Source organism: Microvirga vignae, assembly GCF_001017175.1.
GTDB lineage: Bacteria > Pseudomonadota > Alphaproteobacteria > Rhizobiales > Beijerinckiaceae > Microvirga > Microvirga vignae.
The window spans coordinates 250,904-267,756 of the sequence record NZ_LCYG01000032.1 but is presented as its reverse complement, the minus strand read 5'-3'; the positions used below and the strand labels follow the sequence as shown (position 1 = coordinate 267,756).

At 61.9% G+C, this 16,853-nt stretch carries 20 protein-coding genes; 12 read left to right on the top strand and 8 right to left on the bottom strand.

Annotation, left to right across the window (positions count from 1 at the left end):
• Nucleotides 1-55: 55 nt before the first annotated feature.
• Nucleotides 56-259 (top strand): hypothetical protein, encoded by a 204-nt coding sequence (locus tag AA309_RS13825; RefSeq protein WP_047189552.1) that lies wholly within the window; start codon nucleotides 56-58, stop codon nucleotides 257-259.
• A 39-nt stretch (nucleotides 260-298) separates the two neighbouring features.
• On the opposite strand, the gene AA309_RS13820 is transcribed toward AA309_RS13825, so the two are convergent.
• From AA309_RS13820 to AA309_RS13805, 4 genes are read right to left on the bottom strand one after another with little or no spacing between them, the layout of a single operon-like run.
• Entirely contained in the window at nucleotides 299-802 is a 504-nt protein-coding gene (locus tag AA309_RS13820; protein WP_047189551.1) for a GNAT family N-acetyltransferase, read from the bottom strand.
• 12 nt (nucleotides 803-814) lie between these two features.
• Nucleotides 815-1,378, bottom strand: a complete 564-nt coding sequence (locus AA309_RS13815) for a DUF1254 domain-containing protein (RefSeq protein ID WP_047189550.1) — start codon at nucleotides 1,376-1,378, stop codon at nucleotides 815-817.
• Complete coding sequence (locus AA309_RS13810; RefSeq protein WP_047189647.1) at nucleotides 1,375-1,998, bottom strand: DUF1214 domain-containing protein; 624 nt, start codon at nucleotides 1,996-1,998, stop codon at nucleotides 1,375-1,377. The genes AA309_RS13815 and AA309_RS13810 overlap by 4 nt, the downstream gene beginning before the upstream one ends.
• A gap of 47 nt (nucleotides 1,999-2,045) precedes the next feature.
• A complete protein-coding gene (locus tag AA309_RS13805) occupies nucleotides 2,046-4,256 on the bottom strand; it encodes a transglycosylase domain-containing protein (protein ID WP_047189549.1) in 2,211 nt (736 codons plus the stop codon).
• Nucleotides 4,257-4,473: 217 nt separating this feature from the next.
• On the opposite strand from AA309_RS13805, the gene AA309_RS13800 reads away from it, so the two are divergent.
• On the top strand, nucleotides 4,474-5,007 hold the full coding sequence (locus tag AA309_RS13800) for a YcgN family cysteine cluster protein (protein ID WP_047189548.1): 534 nt from the start codon (nucleotides 4,474-4,476) through the stop codon (nucleotides 5,005-5,007).
• Between the two features lie 105 nt (nucleotides 5,008-5,112).
• Here the strand turns inward: AA309_RS13800 and AA309_RS13795 are convergent, their stop codons facing one another.
• The 4 genes from AA309_RS13795 to AA309_RS35210 all read right to left on the bottom strand — a co-directional run bounded on the left by AA309_RS13795 (nucleotide 5,113) and on the right by AA309_RS35210 (nucleotide 8,920).
• Entirely contained in the window at nucleotides 5,113-6,189 is a 1,077-nt protein-coding gene (locus AA309_RS13795) for an AI-2E family transporter (RefSeq protein ID WP_052954709.1), read from the bottom strand.
• 387 nt (nucleotides 6,190-6,576) lie between these two features.
• Nucleotides 6,577-7,161, bottom strand: coding sequence for a DUF2939 domain-containing protein (locus AA309_RS13790; protein ID WP_047189547.1), 585 nt, complete (start codon nucleotides 7,159-7,161; stop codon nucleotides 6,577-6,579).
• A gap of 154 nt (nucleotides 7,162-7,315) precedes the next feature.
• Nucleotides 7,316-8,404, bottom strand: a complete 1,089-nt coding sequence (locus AA309_RS13785; RefSeq protein ID WP_047189546.1) for a TRAP transporter substrate-binding protein — start codon at nucleotides 8,402-8,404, stop codon at nucleotides 7,316-7,318.
• Nucleotides 8,405-8,761: 357 nt separating this feature from the next.
• A complete protein-coding gene (locus tag AA309_RS35210; protein WP_160310464.1) occupies nucleotides 8,762-8,920 on the bottom strand; it encodes a hypothetical protein in 159 nt (52 codons plus the stop codon).
• 450 nt (nucleotides 8,921-9,370) lie between these two features.
• On the opposite strand from AA309_RS35210, the gene AA309_RS13780 reads away from it, so the two are divergent.
• The 10 genes from AA309_RS13780 (at nucleotide 9,371) to AA309_RS13740 (ending at nucleotide 16,850) form a co-directional block, all read left to right on the top strand.
• Nucleotides 9,371-10,210 carry an endonuclease/exonuclease/phosphatase family protein gene (locus tag AA309_RS13780; protein ID WP_150117548.1) on the top strand — a complete coding sequence of 280 codons (840 nt, stop codon included), beginning with the start codon at nucleotides 9,371-9,373 and terminating at the stop codon, nucleotides 10,208-10,210.
• Nucleotides 10,211-10,464: 254 nt separating this feature from the next.
• Complete coding sequence (locus AA309_RS13775; RefSeq protein ID WP_047189544.1) at nucleotides 10,465-11,013, top strand: hypothetical protein; 549 nt, start codon at nucleotides 10,465-10,467, stop codon at nucleotides 11,011-11,013.
• Nucleotides 10,928-12,274: a DNA-packaging protein gene (locus AA309_RS13770; protein ID WP_425286878.1), complete on the top strand. Its 1,347-nt coding sequence runs from the start codon at nucleotides 10,928-10,930 to the stop codon at nucleotides 12,272-12,274. The genes AA309_RS13775 and AA309_RS13770 overlap by 86 nt, the downstream gene beginning before the upstream one ends.
• 145 nt (nucleotides 12,275-12,419) lie before the next feature.
• A complete protein-coding gene (locus AA309_RS13765) occupies nucleotides 12,420-12,734 on the top strand; it encodes a putative quinol monooxygenase (protein ID WP_047189543.1) in 315 nt (104 codons plus the stop codon).
• Between the two features lie 311 nt (nucleotides 12,735-13,045).
• Entirely contained in the window at nucleotides 13,046-14,236 is a 1,191-nt protein-coding gene (locus AA309_RS13760) for a phage portal protein (protein WP_047189542.1), read from the top strand.
• Between the two features lie 102 nt (nucleotides 14,237-14,338).
• Nucleotides 14,339-14,542 carry a hypothetical protein gene (locus tag AA309_RS13755; RefSeq protein ID WP_425286877.1) on the top strand — a complete coding sequence of 68 codons (204 nt, stop codon included), beginning with the start codon at nucleotides 14,339-14,341 and terminating at the stop codon, nucleotides 14,540-14,542.
• Entirely contained in the window at nucleotides 14,539-14,688 is a 150-nt protein-coding gene (locus AA309_RS35205) for a hypothetical protein (RefSeq protein WP_160310463.1), read from the top strand. Before AA309_RS13755 ends, AA309_RS35205 begins: the two co-directional genes overlap by 4 nt.
• Nucleotides 14,685-15,224 carry an HK97 family phage prohead protease gene (locus tag AA309_RS13750; RefSeq protein WP_084731222.1) on the top strand — a complete coding sequence of 180 codons (540 nt, stop codon included), beginning with the start codon at nucleotides 14,685-14,687 and terminating at the stop codon, nucleotides 15,222-15,224. The genes AA309_RS35205 and AA309_RS13750 overlap by 4 nt, the downstream gene beginning before the upstream one ends.
• 96 nt (nucleotides 15,225-15,320) lie before the next feature.
• Complete coding sequence (locus tag AA309_RS13745; protein ID WP_047189541.1) at nucleotides 15,321-15,524, top strand: hypothetical protein; 204 nt, start codon at nucleotides 15,321-15,323, stop codon at nucleotides 15,522-15,524.
• 87 nt (nucleotides 15,525-15,611) lie between these two features.
• Nucleotides 15,612-16,850: a phage major capsid protein gene (locus AA309_RS13740; RefSeq protein ID WP_047189540.1), complete on the top strand. Its 1,239-nt coding sequence runs from the start codon at nucleotides 15,612-15,614 to the stop codon at nucleotides 16,848-16,850.
• Nucleotides 16,851-16,853: the final 3 nt, after the last annotated feature.

Sequence of the window (16,853 nt, the reverse complement as noted above, 5' to 3'; positions counted from 1 at the left end):
CTTTTTGGGTGAGCGAGTTACAATTGTTGATTTTGAAGCCATAGAGGAGGCTGCAATGCAGGATGCGTGGGCGAGATCGCCTGGAGTGGTGATCGCTTTTCCCGATGCCGCGGACCGGCCGCAACGTCCGCACATCAATGTTGGAGAGCCGAGAGGCGAGATCCTTCTGTTCACGGGTGTGCGCTACGAGCGTCCCGAGCCGAGCCCTGGTCCCTCCCGTCCCTATGCCAATAGCCGCCCTGGCCGTCGCCGCTCGTAAGTCTTTTTGAGTTTATTTTTATTCGAGACGCTTTTTGCGTCAGCTGAGTGCCTGTGCGAGTTCGCGCACCATCAATACCGCATCCGGTCCATATGAGAGGAGTTTTTCTTCCAGACCGGGAACACTTCTCGTATGAAAACCCAGCCGCTCCCAATATCCCTGGGAGTTGTTGACGGCCACCAGGGACAGATTTCCGAAGCCCGTTGCCTTCGCGTGGCAAGCCAGCTTTTCGGCTATCTGCGCGGCATAGCCCCTGCCGCGTGCCTCCGGCAGCAGCGCCACGTCGTGCACGTAGTAGGTCGTCGCGTCGTGCGGAATTTCGCCAAGCAGCGAATTCAGTGCGGGCGGCTTGCCGAAGTGCCAGGGATGGGTGAGGGCGTAGCCGATCAGGCGTCCGTCGCCTTCGAGCGCCAGACAGCCTTGCGGATAAAGGCGCAGGCGCTCGGCAAAGACCTCTGCCTCCTCCGGGTGATCGACATGAATCGTGTCGGCCAGGATCTGCGCCTGCGCGAGATCCTGCGCAGTCATGGGACGCCAGGGCATGGTCTTGAAGCCTTAATCTTCCTGCTCGGTGATGCAGGAGACGGCCTTGGCCGCCTCTTCCGCCTGAAAGCGTTGACTGACGGTGGGCGCGGCCACCCGCACGATGACGAAGCCCTGCTGCTCGGGGGCGACGATCCTTACGTCGCGGGAGGGTTCGTTCTCGTCCTCCGCCGCCCGCGCCTCGTCGAGCTGGCGCGCCGTCATGGCGACGATTTCAAGTTCGCCGCGCACGGCGGCGCGATCCGTCACGGCGAAGAAGACACCGCCCGATTGCTTGTGAAAGGCAAATGACAGCAGGTTCGACCCCGTTCTCGTCGAGACGCGCATGGGTCCATCGCGCAGATCATAGGCGCAGGCAGCAACAGCGATGGCTGGATCGGGCAACGGCATCCAGGTGTCCTCCCCACCCGGTGCGCTGATGATCTGCGCCTTTTCGGCCGTCAGCGTCGGCGCAATCTTCGCGAAGGCGTCATGCTCGGCGAGATGCGGCGTGGCGAGAATGGAAGCGATGTGAACGCCCACGGCCAGCACGAGGCCACAGAGCGTGGCGATCAAAAAACGGCCGAACTCTCTCATGCCCCGCACTCCACACGCCGGATGGCGGGGAAGACGCTTTCGTTCAGACCGGTGCCTGCGGCTCCAGGAGTATCGTAGAGCCTGAGCACGATGCTGAAATTGCCCGAGCCTGGGAGTTGAAGCCAGTTGCCGTCCTGCAGGCTTCGCGAGAGGGCAATGGTGAATTGATCCTGCTGGTCCCGCAAAATCTCGGCCGAGGTGAAGCTGCTGCGCCCCAGTTCGGTTTTCGGGAGTTGGCCGTTTTGGTCGTAGATGGAGAACGTCCACAAGCGCGCCGTCGGGGCGACGGAGCCGACGCGGTAGGTGCAGGCGGAATCGAGCGGCCTGCCTTCGCTGTCGGTGACGGCCGTGAAACCGAGACCTTCGCCGATGGCTAGGGGCACTGCGCCGCGCTGGGCGAGAATGGCGCGCATGTACGGGTCGGCATCGGCCGAGCCGAGGGCGGGCCATGCTGTCCAGGGACCGATACGCAGTCTGCCGAAGGGGGGATCGCCGTTGAGGATCAAGTAGGTCGAGCCCAATCCCAGCCCCAGCGCGAGGAGGAGCGCATAGACGATCAGGACAGCAGTGGGGACAATGCGGGTGGTCACGGGCTTCGATACAGGCATAAGGGCGTGCATCGAAGCGGCCCCAGCGGCATTCGTCAATATGGCTTGGCTACTCATTGTTACGGCATGGCCACTTGGCGGGAGGCTTCCACGGACCCTGTCACGCGCGGGGCGGTGCTCTCTTTCACGGTCGTCACTGCGCGTTCCGCTGCCTGGAACAGGGAGCCGATATTGCCCAGAACCTCATAGGACTTGCGGGAGAGGGTACCCGCCAGGAAGGCCTGCGAGGGTCCCTGTGCCTGGTCCGCTGCCGGGCGGCCCGAAGTTGCAACCCGGGCGAAAGCCGCCGAGTCGACGCCCGGGATCGGGCGGATCTCGAGGTTCTGGTGCGCGTAGTTCATCACCTCATGCCAGGTGATGGCCGGAAGGGTGCCGCCGGTCATGTTGTTCATGGGCTTGGAATCGTCGTTGCCGTACCAGACGGCAGCGACGAGATTGCCCGTGTAGCCCACGAACCAGGCATCCTTGTAGCCGTTGGTGGTGCCGGTCTTGCCCGCAACCGGGATGCCCTCGAGCGCCGCGCGCTTGCCGGTGCCTTCGGTCACCACCTTGTTCAGCATGAAGTTCATGTCGGTGACGACCCGCGGCTCAAGCACCTGCTTGGGAGGCGTGTCCCGGTCGTGGCGATAGATCACCTCGCCGGACGAGTTGCGTACTTCCCAGGCCGCATAGGGCGCAGCCCGCTTACCGCCATTGGCGAAGACCGCATAGGACGAAGCCATGTCGATGACTGTCACCTCGGCGGCTCCGATGGGCAGCGGGCTCTCGTTCGCCAGGGGATGAGTCAGGCCCATGCGCTTGGCGGTGTCGATGATGATGGCGCGACCCGCCTTCGCATTGCCCTTGCCGATCTCCAGGGACATGCGCACCGGGATGGAGTTGATCGAACGCGCCAAGGCCGACGCCAAGGGCATCGCACCGGAGAAGGAGCGGCCATAGTTCTGCGGGCACCAATTGCCGAGGCAGATGGGGGCGTCCACCACCTTCGAATTGGGATTCAGCTTCGGGTTGGTGGTGAGTGCGGCGGCGTAGACGAAGGGCTTGAAGGAAGAACCCGGCTGCCGCAGGCCGTTGGTGGCGCGGTTGAACTGGCTCTGACCGTAATCGCGGCCGCCGACGATGGCTCTCACGGCCCCGTCCACGTCCATGACGACGATTGCGCCCTGGCCAGCCTTGTACTGGCGGCCGTTCTGGCGCAGCTCGTTTTCCAGAACCTCTTCCGCATGGCGCTGAAGAGCGGTGTCGAGGGGCGTCTTGATGATGAGAACGCGTTCGCTGCCTAACTTCTTCTCGGCAGCCAGAGCCTGAACCTGCTCAAAGGCCCAATCGAGATAGAAATCGGGGGTGGTCTCGCGCTCACGGTTCACCGGGGTTGCCGGATTGCGGCGGGCAGTCTGGATCTGACCTTCGGTGAGGAAGCCCGCCTCGACCATGTTGCGCAACACCTCGTTGGCGCGGGCGCGGGCCGCCGGCAGATTCACGTGGGGGGCATATTTCGTCGGAGCCTTGAAGAGGCCTGCCAGCATGGCGGCTTCAGCGAGCGTCAGATCCTTGGCAGGTTTGCCGAAGTAGTAATCGGCAGCCGCCACGACGCCGTGAGCGCCGCCGCCCATATAGGCGCGGTCGAGATAGAGCTTGAGGATCTCGTCCTTGGTCAGGTGGAATTCGAGCCAGATCGCCAGGAATGCTTCCTTGATCTTGCGCTCGAGCGAGCGCTCATTCGTGAGAAAGAGGTTTTTCGCCAGCTGCTGGGTGATGGAGGAGCCGCCCTGCACTACGCCGCCGCCCTGGGCATTGACCAGGAGCGCGCGGAAGGTGCCGATAGGGTCGATGCCCCAGTGATCGTAGAAGCGCCGGTCTTCTGTCGCCAGCGCTGCCTTGATCATGTAATCCGGGAAGTCCTCGAGCTTGTAGGAATCGTCGAGATGCAGGCCGCGGCGACCAACCTCCTGCCCGTAGCGGTCGAGGAAGGTGACGGCGAGGTCCTGGGTCTTCAGCCAGTCATCCTCCGTCTCGCGGAAGGCCGGGAGCGCCAGGGCGAGCATCACGATGCCACCGGCAGCGCCCAGGGTCGTGGCCTCGCTGGTCAGGTCGAGAAGAGCGCGTAAAGGGCCCCGAAACCGCAGGCATTTCATCTTCTCGGAGTAGGACTCGTATGCTGAAGCCAGCCCGCGCCCGCTCTGAAACAGAAACGAGTTGAGCCATGCGTCCAGCCAGAGCGCGGCACGCTTGATCCGTGTCGAGAGGGGGGTGGAGGGATGCTGGCGCACGGTGGTCCTTCGGAGCAGGTCAGGAGGCCTGATATGCCCTGTTTATGATCGTTGATTTCCCTAACGGCAACGCTTGCACGCTGCGACATGTGTTATCAACAACTCACAAACAGCTGTCCCGGTTCAAATAGGTCTACCCCGTCCGGGAGAAAGGTTTGTAGATGTGCGGCATCGCACCTTCCTTCAAACCGCCGCAAAGAGAGTTCACAGAGCCCGCATGTCCCAAAGAGCACCCAGCATTCGCCCCAGGCCGGAGGAGCAGCCCTTCTGGCGCGTGAAGACGCTCGAGGCTTTGAGCCTCGACGAATGGGAGAGCCTGTGCGATGGCTGCGGGCGCTGTTGCTTGGTCAAGCTTGAGGACGAGGATACGGCCGAGGTTCTCTACACGGATGTGGGCTGCACCCTTCTCGATGAAGAAACCTGCCGTTGCCGGGACTACCCGAACCGCCAAGCCAAGGTCTCCGATTGCGTGCGTCTGACGCCCGAGGCCGTGCGCAGCCTCTCCTGGCTGCCGCAGACATGCGCCTATCGGCTCGTATCCGAGGGGCGGGATCTCCCCTGGTGGCATCCACTGGTCTCCGGCGATCCGGAGACGGTGCATGCCGCCGGTGTTTCCGTGCGCGACCGGGTTGCCGGTCCCGAGGAGGAGTTCAGCCTCGCCGAGCTTCTGGAGCGCATCACCGATTGGCCGATGGAAGACGTGGAGGCTAAAGCATCGGACCCAAAAGTGGAGTCCATTTTCGGGATTTGATCCGATGCTCATTCTCAAGAGTAGCGCATCGTCTAGAGCAGAAAACCGGATCCGCTTTTCGCTGACGCGGCCCTTCGGGTCCGCACGATGCGCTAACGAGCCGGCTTAAACGCCGCCTCTCTCTTTGGCTTCGGCTTCTCCGGGAACAGTCGTCTGCTCGCCGAGCGTCTCACGGACATAGAGTTTTTTCACCAGCACATAAGCCACCACGGCAAGCGGAAAGCCGAAGATCAAGCCCAAACTGCCGAAGAGTATGCTTCCGACCAGGATCGCGAAGAGGGCGAGAGCGGGCGGGATGCTGACCACGCTTCTCGCCACGAGAGGGAAGATCACGTTGCCTTCGATCTGCTGGATCGCCACGACTGCGAGTACTGTCCAGAGTGCGGTCTCGCCGCTGATGCTGAAAGCAAAAAGGACTGCCGGAAGCGCGCCGAGGATGGGGCCGAGGAAGGGGATGAAGTCGGCCAGGCCAGCGATCATGCCCAGTGCATAGGGCGACGGGAGTCCGATGAGCCAGAAGGCCAGAGAGGACAGGACTGCGACGCAGGCCATGGCGATCAGCTGCGACATGAGCCAAAGCCTCAGAGCTTGGCCCGAAGCATCGAGTGAGCTCTCGACGCGCTCGTGGTGGCGCATGGGGAAGAGCTTGATGAAACCCTGCTTGTAGAGCTCCGGTGAGGCCGCGATGTAAAGGCCGGCGATCACCACTAGAAGGAAATCCCCTAACCCACTGAGAACCGCTCCGCCGATGCCGGCGATACGCGTCGCGAGGCCGCCGCCGGGCATGTTGTTCATTATCTCGGACAGATCGTCGGACACGGCACCGAAGCCGAGATTCTTGCTGAAATTATCGATGACGAAAGGAAGGCGCTCCACCACGTTGGAGAACTGCGCCCGCATCTGCGTACCAAAAAGAGTGATCAAACCCAGGACAATACCGAAGATGATGATGCTTGCAACCCACAGAGCCCAGCGCTCAGGCACATGAAGGTAGCGGACCAGCACATCAGCCGAAGCGTGGAGGATGAGAGCGACGAGAATAGCGCCGAAGGCGAGGAGAAGGACGTCCGTGAGCTTCCAGAGCAGGAGCGCGAGCAGAACCAGCCCAAGAATGATCAGGGTTTTGCGCACGAATTCGGCGTCACCCATGATCCTGCGAAAGGAATAGCCATTATCGTCCATCGATCCGTCCTTGCCTCGTCACCGGGACAATCGAAACGGCGAAGCTCGGTTCCCTCGAAAGACTTACACATATCCTGAGAGAGGATTTTGTTCATGCTTGGCTGTTGTTATTTTGTATTCGTGGCCCTGTTGGCTTTCAGGAACGTAAAACTGCAAAAACAGTTGACGTGGCAGAAGGAGGGTTCATGTAATGACCTCGAATATCATCTGCTTTTTGCTTGGCACGGTGTTTCCTCTGGCGACCGTCGGATGGATGATTTCTCATTAACGCCGAAAATATCCTCTTGAAGGTGAGAGCGGCGAATGAAGCATTTCTCTGCGCCAGGGCACTAAAAAACCCGCCTCATTTCATGGCGGGTTTTTTAGTGCCGTGAGCGCCATCAGAATCTACCGCGAGGCGACGGCCGCCCGCTTGATCAGTTCTTCACGCAACGCTACCGGCAGCTCAATCCCGCTCAACCGCCACGTGGTGCCCTTCAGGCGCATGGTGATCCTGAACTGTTTCTCCTTGGCTTCATCCACCGGAACGGGAATGGTCACGCTTCGAAAGCCCTGGGACTCCGAAAAAATGAAAGTACTCCAAGCCTGCTTGAGCGAACCCATGGCGAAGCGCAAGGGAACGGCCGTTCCGGCCATGCCTCCCGTGGCCTCCTCAGGCAATCCGTCCTCAAGCAAGTCGATGAGGGCCTGGGGTGTCACGAGCTGCTCCACGACCGGATTGAGAATCGCGGTTCCCGCCTCGGTCGCAAGATCTCGCTCGGCTCCTTCGAGATCTTGGTCCTTCATGTACTCGCCAAGAATTTGGCGGGAGAGGGAGTTTCTCACGGCATTGAAATTCACGCGCTCCGTAATCCGGTCGATGTCCTTGGCCTCGACCGCCTTGCCGAGATCGTAGAGGGCCACGAAGGGCGAGACCATGAAGATCGCCCAGGCCAGAAACAGGAGAAAGCTGATCCGTATTGTCCAGCGCATATGCTCTGTAATTCCTTCACTGCACAGCCGACCGCTACTGCCGTAAGCATTGATCAGAGAGGCGGTCGGGGAAGGACCCGATGTGGGGAGCACTGGAGCCGTAAAAAAGGGCGACCCAATGGCCGCCCTTTTCAGGATCGGATGAAAGATCCGCTTAGCCGCGAGCGCGGGCGCGGATCATGAAGGTGTCGTAAGCGTACTCGGCCACTTGGAACCAGAGGTACTCTTCGTTGCGGAAGCCGCGGACACTCTCGTAAATCTTCTTGAAGTCGGCGTTCTTGGCCGAAACTTCGTCATAGACCTCGTTGGCGGCCTTGTAAGCCGCTTCCAGGATCTCCGGAGCAAACGGACGCAGCTGCGTGCCGGCGCCGAGCAGACGGCGCAGGGCGGCCGGGTTGCGGGCGTCGTACTTCGCCAGCATGTCGTTGTTGGCGTAGCTCGCAGCCGTGGTCAGGATCGCCTGATAGGCCTTCGGCAGCTCTTTCCACTTCGCATTGTTGATGAAGAGGTGGATGGAGGGGCCGCCTTCCCAGAAGCCCGGATAATAGTAGTAAGGGGCGACTTTCGAGAAGCCGAGCTTCTCGTCATCGTAGGGGCCGACCCATTCGGCGGCATCGATGGTGCCGCGCTCGAGCGACGGATAGATGTCGCCGCCCGGGATCTGCTGCGGCACGGCGCCGAGCTTGGCCATGACCTGACCGGCGAGGCCTGCGATGCGCATCTTCAGGCCCTGCATGTCCTGAACGGTCTTGATCTCCTTGCGGAACCAGCCGCCCATCTGGACGCCGGTGTTGCCGGCAGGCATGCCGTACATATTGTGCTTGGCGTAGAATTCGTTCAGCAGGTCGTTGCCGCCGCCGTGATAGAGCCAGGCGTTCTGCTGGCGGGCGTTGAGGCCGAAGGGCAGGGCCGTACCGATGGCGAAGGTCGGATCCTTGCCGAAATAGTAGTAGGAGCAGGTATGGCCCATCTCGATGGTGCCGTTGCCCACGGCATCGGCCACCTGCGGCGTGCCGACGATTTCACCAGCCGCGAAGGGCTGGATCTGGAACTTGCCGTCGGTTGCTTCCGAAACGTACTTCGCGATCACTTCGGCTGCGCCGTAGATCGTGTCGAGGGACTTCGGGAAACCGGATTGCAGGCGCCACTTCAGCTCCGGCATCGACTGAGCGATGGCGGGAGCGGCAACCGCCGTCGAGGCGGCACCGACCGTGGCGGCCTGAAGAAACTGACGACGCTTCATGTCTTTTATCTCCTCCCTGGATCGTGACCGTGACTTCGTCACTTGCGCCCAATTGACACCAAATCGAGCGGAGATCGCAAGAAGGTTTCGTCGCACTATCGACCAATGGTCTAGATGAATTGTGAATAGATCGTTGAAAATGCTTAAGGAAGAGGCACGTCCATCACGCAGATGACTCCTGTCGGCTCGTAGTGAAGGGGGACGACGCCATTCAACTCCCGAGCCAGCCCATCCTGAATGCAGTGTGATTGCGTTACTATCGGGTGCAATCCTTGAACCGACCCCAAGTTCCAAGAAAATGAGGAGGATCGTCCGCAACCCTTTCCCGAAGGGGTTGCGGAACCGGATCGAGCGGCTTCAGCTTCTGGGTTCACTGAAAGCCTCCGCCGCGCACACCAGGGTGAATAGGGCAATCACGCCTGCCAATTCCGCGACGTTCACGATGACGGCTGATGGATCGAGGACATAAAAAAGCACGCCCGTTGCGAGCGCGATGATAGTAGCCCAAGCGAGCATGGGCCTTCTCCCGGCATATTCTTGTGCGCTCCACTAACTCGAAATAGACAAAGAAGTTCCTGATTGCCTCGAAAATTTTTCCCTCATGACCCATGGTGGACCCGATTGCGTTAGAGCATCGGACCCAGAAGTGGAAACCACTTTTGGGATCAATCTGATGCTCCATTCCTTTCATCAGCGCATCGTTGATGCGGAAAAATCGGATCCACTTTTCCGCATCAACGATGCGCTAGGTGTCGGAGGCAATAGCGGAGGGCAGGAGCCTTGCGTCCCTTGATCGACCGGAGCGTGCAAAAACTTCCCTGTCCGGAAGAGCCTCTTCTGCAGCAGGCGAGGCAGTTGACGCAGGACAGGACGGCTCACCACGAATTCATCGATCGTATCGAAGCCTTTCACGTCATCGAAGTCCAGCCTCAGAGACAAGAGCAGGCAACCCCAAGGCGATTGTGCGTGACTGCCTTGAATGCCGAGCGACTGACACGCCCCGAAGCGGTCAGGCACCTGATCGGGAAGACAGGCGCTCACATCTCGCTCTTGAGCGAAGTGGATGTGGGAATGGCGCGCTCCGGCAATAGCCACACGATTCGCGAACTCACCGGCTCCCCCGGGTGGGGCTATCTCTATGGTGTCGAATTCGTGGAACTCGATCTCGGCGACGCCGAGGAAATGCGCCGCCATGCGGGCGAGCACAATGCTTGCGGCCTCCATGGCAATGCCATTGTCAGCGGTTTGGGCTTTGAGCGCCCGCACGTGATTCCGCTCGAGGAGAATGGCCGCTGGTTCGCCGGGTTTGACGGCGCTCAAAGGCGGATTGGGGGACGAATCGCGCTCGCCGCACGCCTGGCCGATGCACCGCGTCCCTTGTGGATCGTGAGCCTGCATCTCGAAAGCAAGACGGATCCTGCGGATCGCCGGATGCAGATCCGGAACCTCTTGTCCGCTCTTGAGCAGCTGGCGCCGGACGAGGCTTGCATCATAGGCGGCGATTTCAACACGAAGGCGCTTCCGAGGGGCGAGCGGGAGCGGCCCCTGCTTCTTGAAAAACCGGAGCGTCACGAGCCGCTCTTCGCGGATCTTCGCGAGGCAGGATTCTCCTGGACCGATGCGAATCTCGCACTCCCGACTCAGCGCGACGGGCCGTCGAAGAAGCATCCGCGGCCTTTCGGCAAACTCGATTGGTTCTTCGTGCGGGGTATCGCGGCAGAAAACCCGCAGATCGTTCCCGCCCTGGATTCCCAAGGAAAAGCGATTTCCGATCACGAAATGATCGCCGTGGATCTCGTGTTCTGAAGACCCGTTCGAACCATCCCTCAGAATCCCGCTTGACAGCGCAACGCTGATAGGGTACAAAACATGAACACTGACGAAGTGTGAATGAAACCCCGCCCGGCTTCATTTGAGTGAAACAAGACCTCCGCCGTCCAAGCGCCGCTTGGGCGGTTTTTTGTTGGGCCCGATGCTCCCTGTTCCAGCGGCGCATCGTCCGTCGCACATCGAAGGTCCGCGTCATTGAAAAGCCGGGCCTCCTTTTCGCATGATGCGCCATGTATCCCAGAATCGAGGTTGCCGACGAGAAGCGGCAGCAGGCCTATCTCTATTACGCCGGTCATCCGAAGCTCACTCTGAACGACATCGCAGCCTATCTGGGCGTGAGCATGAGCACCTTCGTTCGCCTGAGACAGCGTTGGGCCTGGCCGCCGCGTCATGCGGCGCTCGCTCAGAACGAGTTGAGCAAGGCCGCGAAGGATCCGACCGATGTTCCTGCCGGGAGAACGGCAGCGGCAACGTCACTTCGCAAAGCGGCGCAATCCCTGGCGCGGGCCACCCGGTCGCAGATCAACGCTCTGATGGAGCAGCAACGCAGCGGGTGCGTCGAGGATCACGACCGGACCGCCCGGACGCTGGCCTCCTATGCGAAGACGTTGACGACAGCGCGGGCGCTCCTGGAGCAGGAAGGTTCAAGGCTCGATGAAACCGAGCATCAAGACGAGACACCCCGCAGCCTCCATGAACTCCGCGACGAGCTTGCTCGCCATCTTGAGCGGGTTATCGCGGAGGAGGAGGCTCGCGGAAGCGACGGCCTCCTTATCTGAAACCGAACTCGAACAGCTTCTTCGCTACTGGCCGGTCCGCTGCCGTCCCGAGCAGCGTCTGCCGGGCTTGAGCCGCCATCATGATCCCTGGACGCTCTGGCTCATGCTGGGCGGGCGAGGGGCGGGAAAGACCCGAACCGGCTCCGAATGGATACGTGGGATCGCTCTTGGGGAGCCGGATTTCACCGACGCTCCGATGCGGCGCATCGCACTGATCGGAGAAACATTTTCGGATGTTCGCAACGTGATGGTGGAGGGACCGGCTGGCATTCTTGCCGTCCATGCCCGTCGCGAACGGCCGACTTGGTCGCCGTCCCTGCGCAAGCTCGAATGGCCCAATGGCGCTGTGGCCCATGTGTTCTCAGCCGAGGATCCGGACTCTCTCCGCGGTCCTCAATTCGAGGCCGCTTGGGCGGACGAACTCGCCAAGTGGAAGCACGTGGAGGAAGTCTGGGACATGCTGCAATTCGGATTGCGCCTCGGCGCGCATCCTCGCCAGATGGTGACGACCACGCCAAGGCCCATTCCATTGCTGAAGCGCTTTCTCGCCGATCCTTCAGTGGCGGTCTCCCGCGCCCGGACATCGGACAATGCGGCCAACCTCGCGCCCGCCTTTCTTGAGGCGGTTGTCGGGCGTTATGCCGGCACGCGGCTCGGGCGGCAGGAGCTTGATGGCGACATCATCGAGGATCGCCCCGATGCGCTCTGGACCCGCGACATGATCGAGGCGAGCCGGGTCGATGGCGTGCCACCGCTCATGCGCATCGTCGTTGCCGTCGATCCGCCTGCGTCTTCATCGAAGCGCGCCGATGCCTGCGGTATCGTGGCGGCGGGGCTCGATGAAGGTGGCACGGCCTATGTGCTGGAGGACGCTACCGCATCCGGCCTCAAACCGCCGGAATGGGCGACCAAGGCCGTGGCGCTCTATCGTCGTCTCCAGGCCGACGCCCTGATCGTCGAGACGAACCAGGGCGGCGAGATGGCGACCAGCGTGATCCGCGAGGTCGATCCGTCCGTGCCGGTGATGAGCGTTCGCGCCACGCGTGGAAAGTATCTGCGCGCAGAGCCCGTTTCGGTTCTCTACGCGCAAGGCCGGGTGCGCCATGTCCGAGCATTTCCGGAGCTTGAGGATGAACTCTGCGATTTCGGGCCCGGTGGACTCACGTCAGGCCGCTCGCCCGACCGCATGGACGCGCTCGTCTGGGCGCTCACCGAATTGATGCTGCGAGACAGGAAGGAGCCGCGGGTGCGGATGCTGTAGCTTGCGGTCGCAATGCCGCCGTCAGAGCCTTGCACGGGATGCTTTCCATTTTCCAAGCTCTCCGAGAGGGTTTAGACTCGCTGCGTCCCGTTCAGTGCAGTGCTGGCCTGATGCCAGTCACATCAACCTCCCTGAGGAGGTCACCATGTATGCACGACTAACGACGTTTCGCGTAAAGCCCGATAAGATGGAAGACCTGCTCCGCTGGCGTGAGGAGAACGAGGCGGCGATCTATGCCCAACCGGGCCTCCGGCAATGGATCGGGCTCATGGATGAGGAGGGGGAAGTCTTCGTTCTTTCCGTCTTCGACAATGAGCAGGCTGCCCTTGATTCCATGCAGCATGTCTGGGCTCTGTGGGAGCAGATGGCGTCCATGCTCCAAGGTACGCCGACGGCAAGATTTCTCGACGTTATGGCCACGAAAAACTTCGCGACTACGCCGGGAGCCCCCATGATCTGACCTTTCCGGAGTTCTCCGGGCAGGGGAAGGCCAAGCTGTCTTCGAAGCCTGTTCCGGCGCAAACCCGCTCGGCCGTTCTGCAACCGGACGTGCGACCTCCATGGACGTCGCGCGCACTAGCGCATCGTGCGGAGCCGAAGGGCCGCGCTAGCGAAAAGTGGACCCGGTTTTCGCTGACGCGAACCTCCGGTTCCGCTTCAACGATGCGCTCCTCTAGAGACTGAGCATCGGATGGATCCCAAAAGTGCAAGTCCACTTTTCTCGTCCGATGCTCCAGCCATTGTCCTCATGCCTAAGGGCAGGAGCTTTTCATGCTGACCAAATTGACCCGGTGGTTTCAGGCTCCGCCTGAAGCCAAGGCTTCGCGCGCGCATTCGGCTGTGGCGTTCTACTTCGATGGACGCGCCGTGTGGACGCCGCGCGACTACACAGCGCTCGCTCGCGAGGGCTTCCAGAAGAACGCCATCGTCCACCGTGCGGTGCGGCTCGTGGCCGAGGCGGCGGCGTCACTGCCTCTGACGCTGAAGCAGGAGGGGCGCGACCTCGCGGCCCATCCGCTGTTGACTCTGTTCGCACGCCCGAACGCACGTGAGGGCGGGCAGCGCTTTCTGGAAAGCGTCTATGGACACCTCATGGTGTCGGGCAATGCCTATGTGGAGGCTGTCGGCGTCGATGGAGTGCCTGCGGAACTCTACGCCCTGCGGCCGGATCGCATGCGTGTGGTGCCAGGCTCCGACGGATGGCCTGCCGCCTATGAATACACGGTCGGAACGGAGACGGTGCGCTTCTCGATGGGGCAGGGGGAGGCGATTCCGCCGATCCTGCACCTGACGCTCTTCCATCCGGCGGACGATCATTATGGCCTCTCACCGATGGAAGCAGCGGCGACTGCCCTCGATATTCACAACGCTGCGGGCGCCTGGAACAAGGCGCTCCTCGACAACGCGGCGCGCCCCTCCGGCGCGCTCGTCGTTGGCGGAGCGACGCTGACCGATGCGCAGTTCGAGCGGTTGAAGAACGAACTCGAGGCAAATTACCAGGGCGCCTCGAACGCAGGGCGCCCCCTGCTTCTCGAAGGCGGCCTCGATTGGAAACCTCTGTCGTTGTCGCCGAAGGATATGGACTTTGTCGAAGCGAAAGCTGCTGCCGCGCGAGAGATCGCACTCGCTTTCGGCGTTCCGCCATTGTTGCTGGGTCTTCCGGGTGACAACACGCACGCCAATTACGCAGAAGCCAATCGCGCCTTCTATCGTCAGACCGTGATTCCCCTCGTGAAGCGCACGATGGAGGCTTTCGCGCAATGGCTCTCGCCCGGCTTTGGCGAGGTGCTGCAGCTCGAACCCGACCTCGATGCCATCGAGGCGCTGGCGGACGAGCGTGAAAGCCTCTGGCGCCGCGTATCCTCTGCTTCGTTCCTCTCCGACGACGAGAAGCGAGAAGCCGTGGGCTATGGACGCAAACCTGCAGCAGGCTCGCTCAAGACAAATCGAAAGCAGGCCTGAGACCTGCGGATGATCTCTCGAACCTGATGGGGGTGTTTCCTCCTCTTGCGTGGTCCGACGCGCCGCCATGCGAGTGACCGCAGAGGTTTTTTGTGAGAACAAATGATGAACATTGCCGAAAAGGTCGCCGAAACCGTCATCAGCCGCGGCGATCTTGCCCATCTCGCCCTCTTCGTTTGGGCGAGTGGGGCCTCCGCTTTGCTTGCCATGACTCTGCGCGATCTGTTCGCGGCCAACCGCCGGTTCGACGAGTTCGTGCGCGAGCTGTCCCTCTTCAACCGCCGTCACACGGGAGATCCTTCATGAACCGAACCTTGCCCCGTCCTGCCCGGAAGCCGAAAGCCGTGCGGAATGGGCAGAGCCGCGCCTCGCTCGTGTTCCGCGACTTCGTGCGCCAGCTTGAGAAGCTCGATGCGAAGCCGGAAAAGCCTCAGCGTGGAGCGCGTGCATGAAGCAGGCTGTCATTCCCACCACGCAGGAGATGAAGTTTCTTAGCCAGCCTCTGAACGCCGTCGATGGTGGCGGCGTCTTCGAGGGCTATGCCAGCCTGTTCGGCGTCGCCGATCTCGGCAAGGACGTGGTCATGCCGGGAGCCTTCACGGACAGTTTGAGGAAACGCGAGGCGAGTGCGGTTCGGCTGCTCTGGCAGCACGATCCCGCCACGCCCATCGGCCGCTGGCTCTCCATCGAGGAGGACCGGCGCGGGCTTCGCGTTCGCGGCAAGCTCAACCTCGCCGTCGAGCGGGCGCGGGATATTCATGCGCTGATGCGCGAGGGTGCCGTCGATGGACTCTCCATCGGCTTTCGGGTGGAGCGGGCGAGGGCCGAGCGGCCCACCGGCCTGCGCCGCCTCGAAAAGCTCGATCTGTGGGAGATTTCCGTCGTGACCTTCCCGATGCTGCCGGGCGCGCGCGTGGAAACCGTCAAACACGCTCCGCCGAAACTCGCCTCCTCCATTCGCGCCACCACTGCTCGATTATTTTCCTGAACCTTGGCTGAGCAGGCGCGTTACCCGCAAGCCCGCAGAGTTGCGGACGCTGCGGGCGCTGCCCGTGATGCCGTCCGCTTTCTCGGGAGGTTTTCTATGAAGAAGCTCGCTCTTGTCGCCCTTCTCGGCCTCGCGGCCGCAGCCTGCACCACTACGGAAGAGCGTGTCGGCGGCGCAGCTGTCGGTGCCGGCGTCGGCGCTATTGCAGGACCGCCTGGTGCGCTCGTCGGCGGAGCCGTCGGTGCTGCGACCGGACCGACCGTCGCAAGGACAACCCGCCGCGCAGCCCGCCGCTACTAAGCATTCCCCTGACCGGGAAGTCATGGGCCCGCCTCCGGCGGGCCTTTTTGTTGAAGCCTTACCCCTTTTCAAAACCTTTGGATTGATATGATTCCTGTTGTTGAAACCAAATCGGTGTCCGACGACGTCGCGTCGGCTTTCGAGGATTTCGCCCGCACCTTCGAGGCCTTCAAGGACACGAACGATACGCGCCTGTCCGAGATCGAGACGCGCCTGACGAGCGACGTTGTCATGGAAGAAAAGCTCACCCGCATCGACGCCGCGCTCGACGATGCCAAGCGCCGTCTCGATCGCCTGGCTCTCGACCGTTCCCGCCCGCCGCTGGGCCGCGGCGCGGAGCATCCGCGCGACCCGGTGCAGGCCGAGCACAAGACGGCCTTCCACGCCTATATGCGCTCCGGCGAGGCCACAGGACTGAAACGCCTGGAGGAAAAGGCGCTTTCCTCCGGTTCCGGTCCGGATGGCGGCTATCTCGTGCCCGATACGATCGAAACCGAAGTGTTGCGCCGTCTCACCGCCATTTCGCCGATCCGTGCGATCTCGTCGGTGCGCGTGATCTCCGGCGGCCAATACAAGCGCGCCTTCTCCACCACGGGCCCGGCCACCGGCTCGGTCGGCGAGACGGCGGCGCGTCCTCAGACCGCTGGTCCGACGCTCTCGGAACTCAGCTTCCCTGCCATGGAACTCTATGCCATGCCGGCGGCCACCCAGACCCTTCTCGACGATGCGGTGGTCGATATCGACCGCTGGATCGCGGAAGAGGTCGAAGCAGCCTTCGCCGAGCAGGAGAGCGCGGCCTTCGTGAATGGCGACGGCGTCAGCAAGCCGAAAGGCTTCCTCGCGTCGGACATCGTCAAGGACGAGACCTGGAGCTGGGGCAAGCTCGGTGCCATCCATACGGGCGGCGCGGCATTCCCGTCCACCAACCCGTCGGATGTGCTGGTGGAGCTGGTCTATGCCCTCAAGGCGGGCTATCGCCAGAACGCCTCCTTCGTCATGAACCGCAAGACGCAGAGCGCGATCCGTAAGTTCAAGGACTCGAACGGCCAGTACCTCTGGGCTCCGCCCGCGAGCCTCGGCCAGTCCGCGACCCTCATGGGTTTCCCCGTGGTGGAGGCCGAGGACATGCCTGACTTTGCGGCCGGTTCCTGCGCCCTTGCCTTTGGCGATTTCAAGCGCGGTTATCTGATCGTCGACCGGGCCGGCATGCGCGTGCTGCGCGATCCTTATTCCGCAAAGCCCTACGTGCTGTTCTACACCACCAAGCGCGTGGGTGGTGGCGTGCAGGATTATGCGGCAATCAAGCTGCTGAAGTTTGCCGCTTAAGTG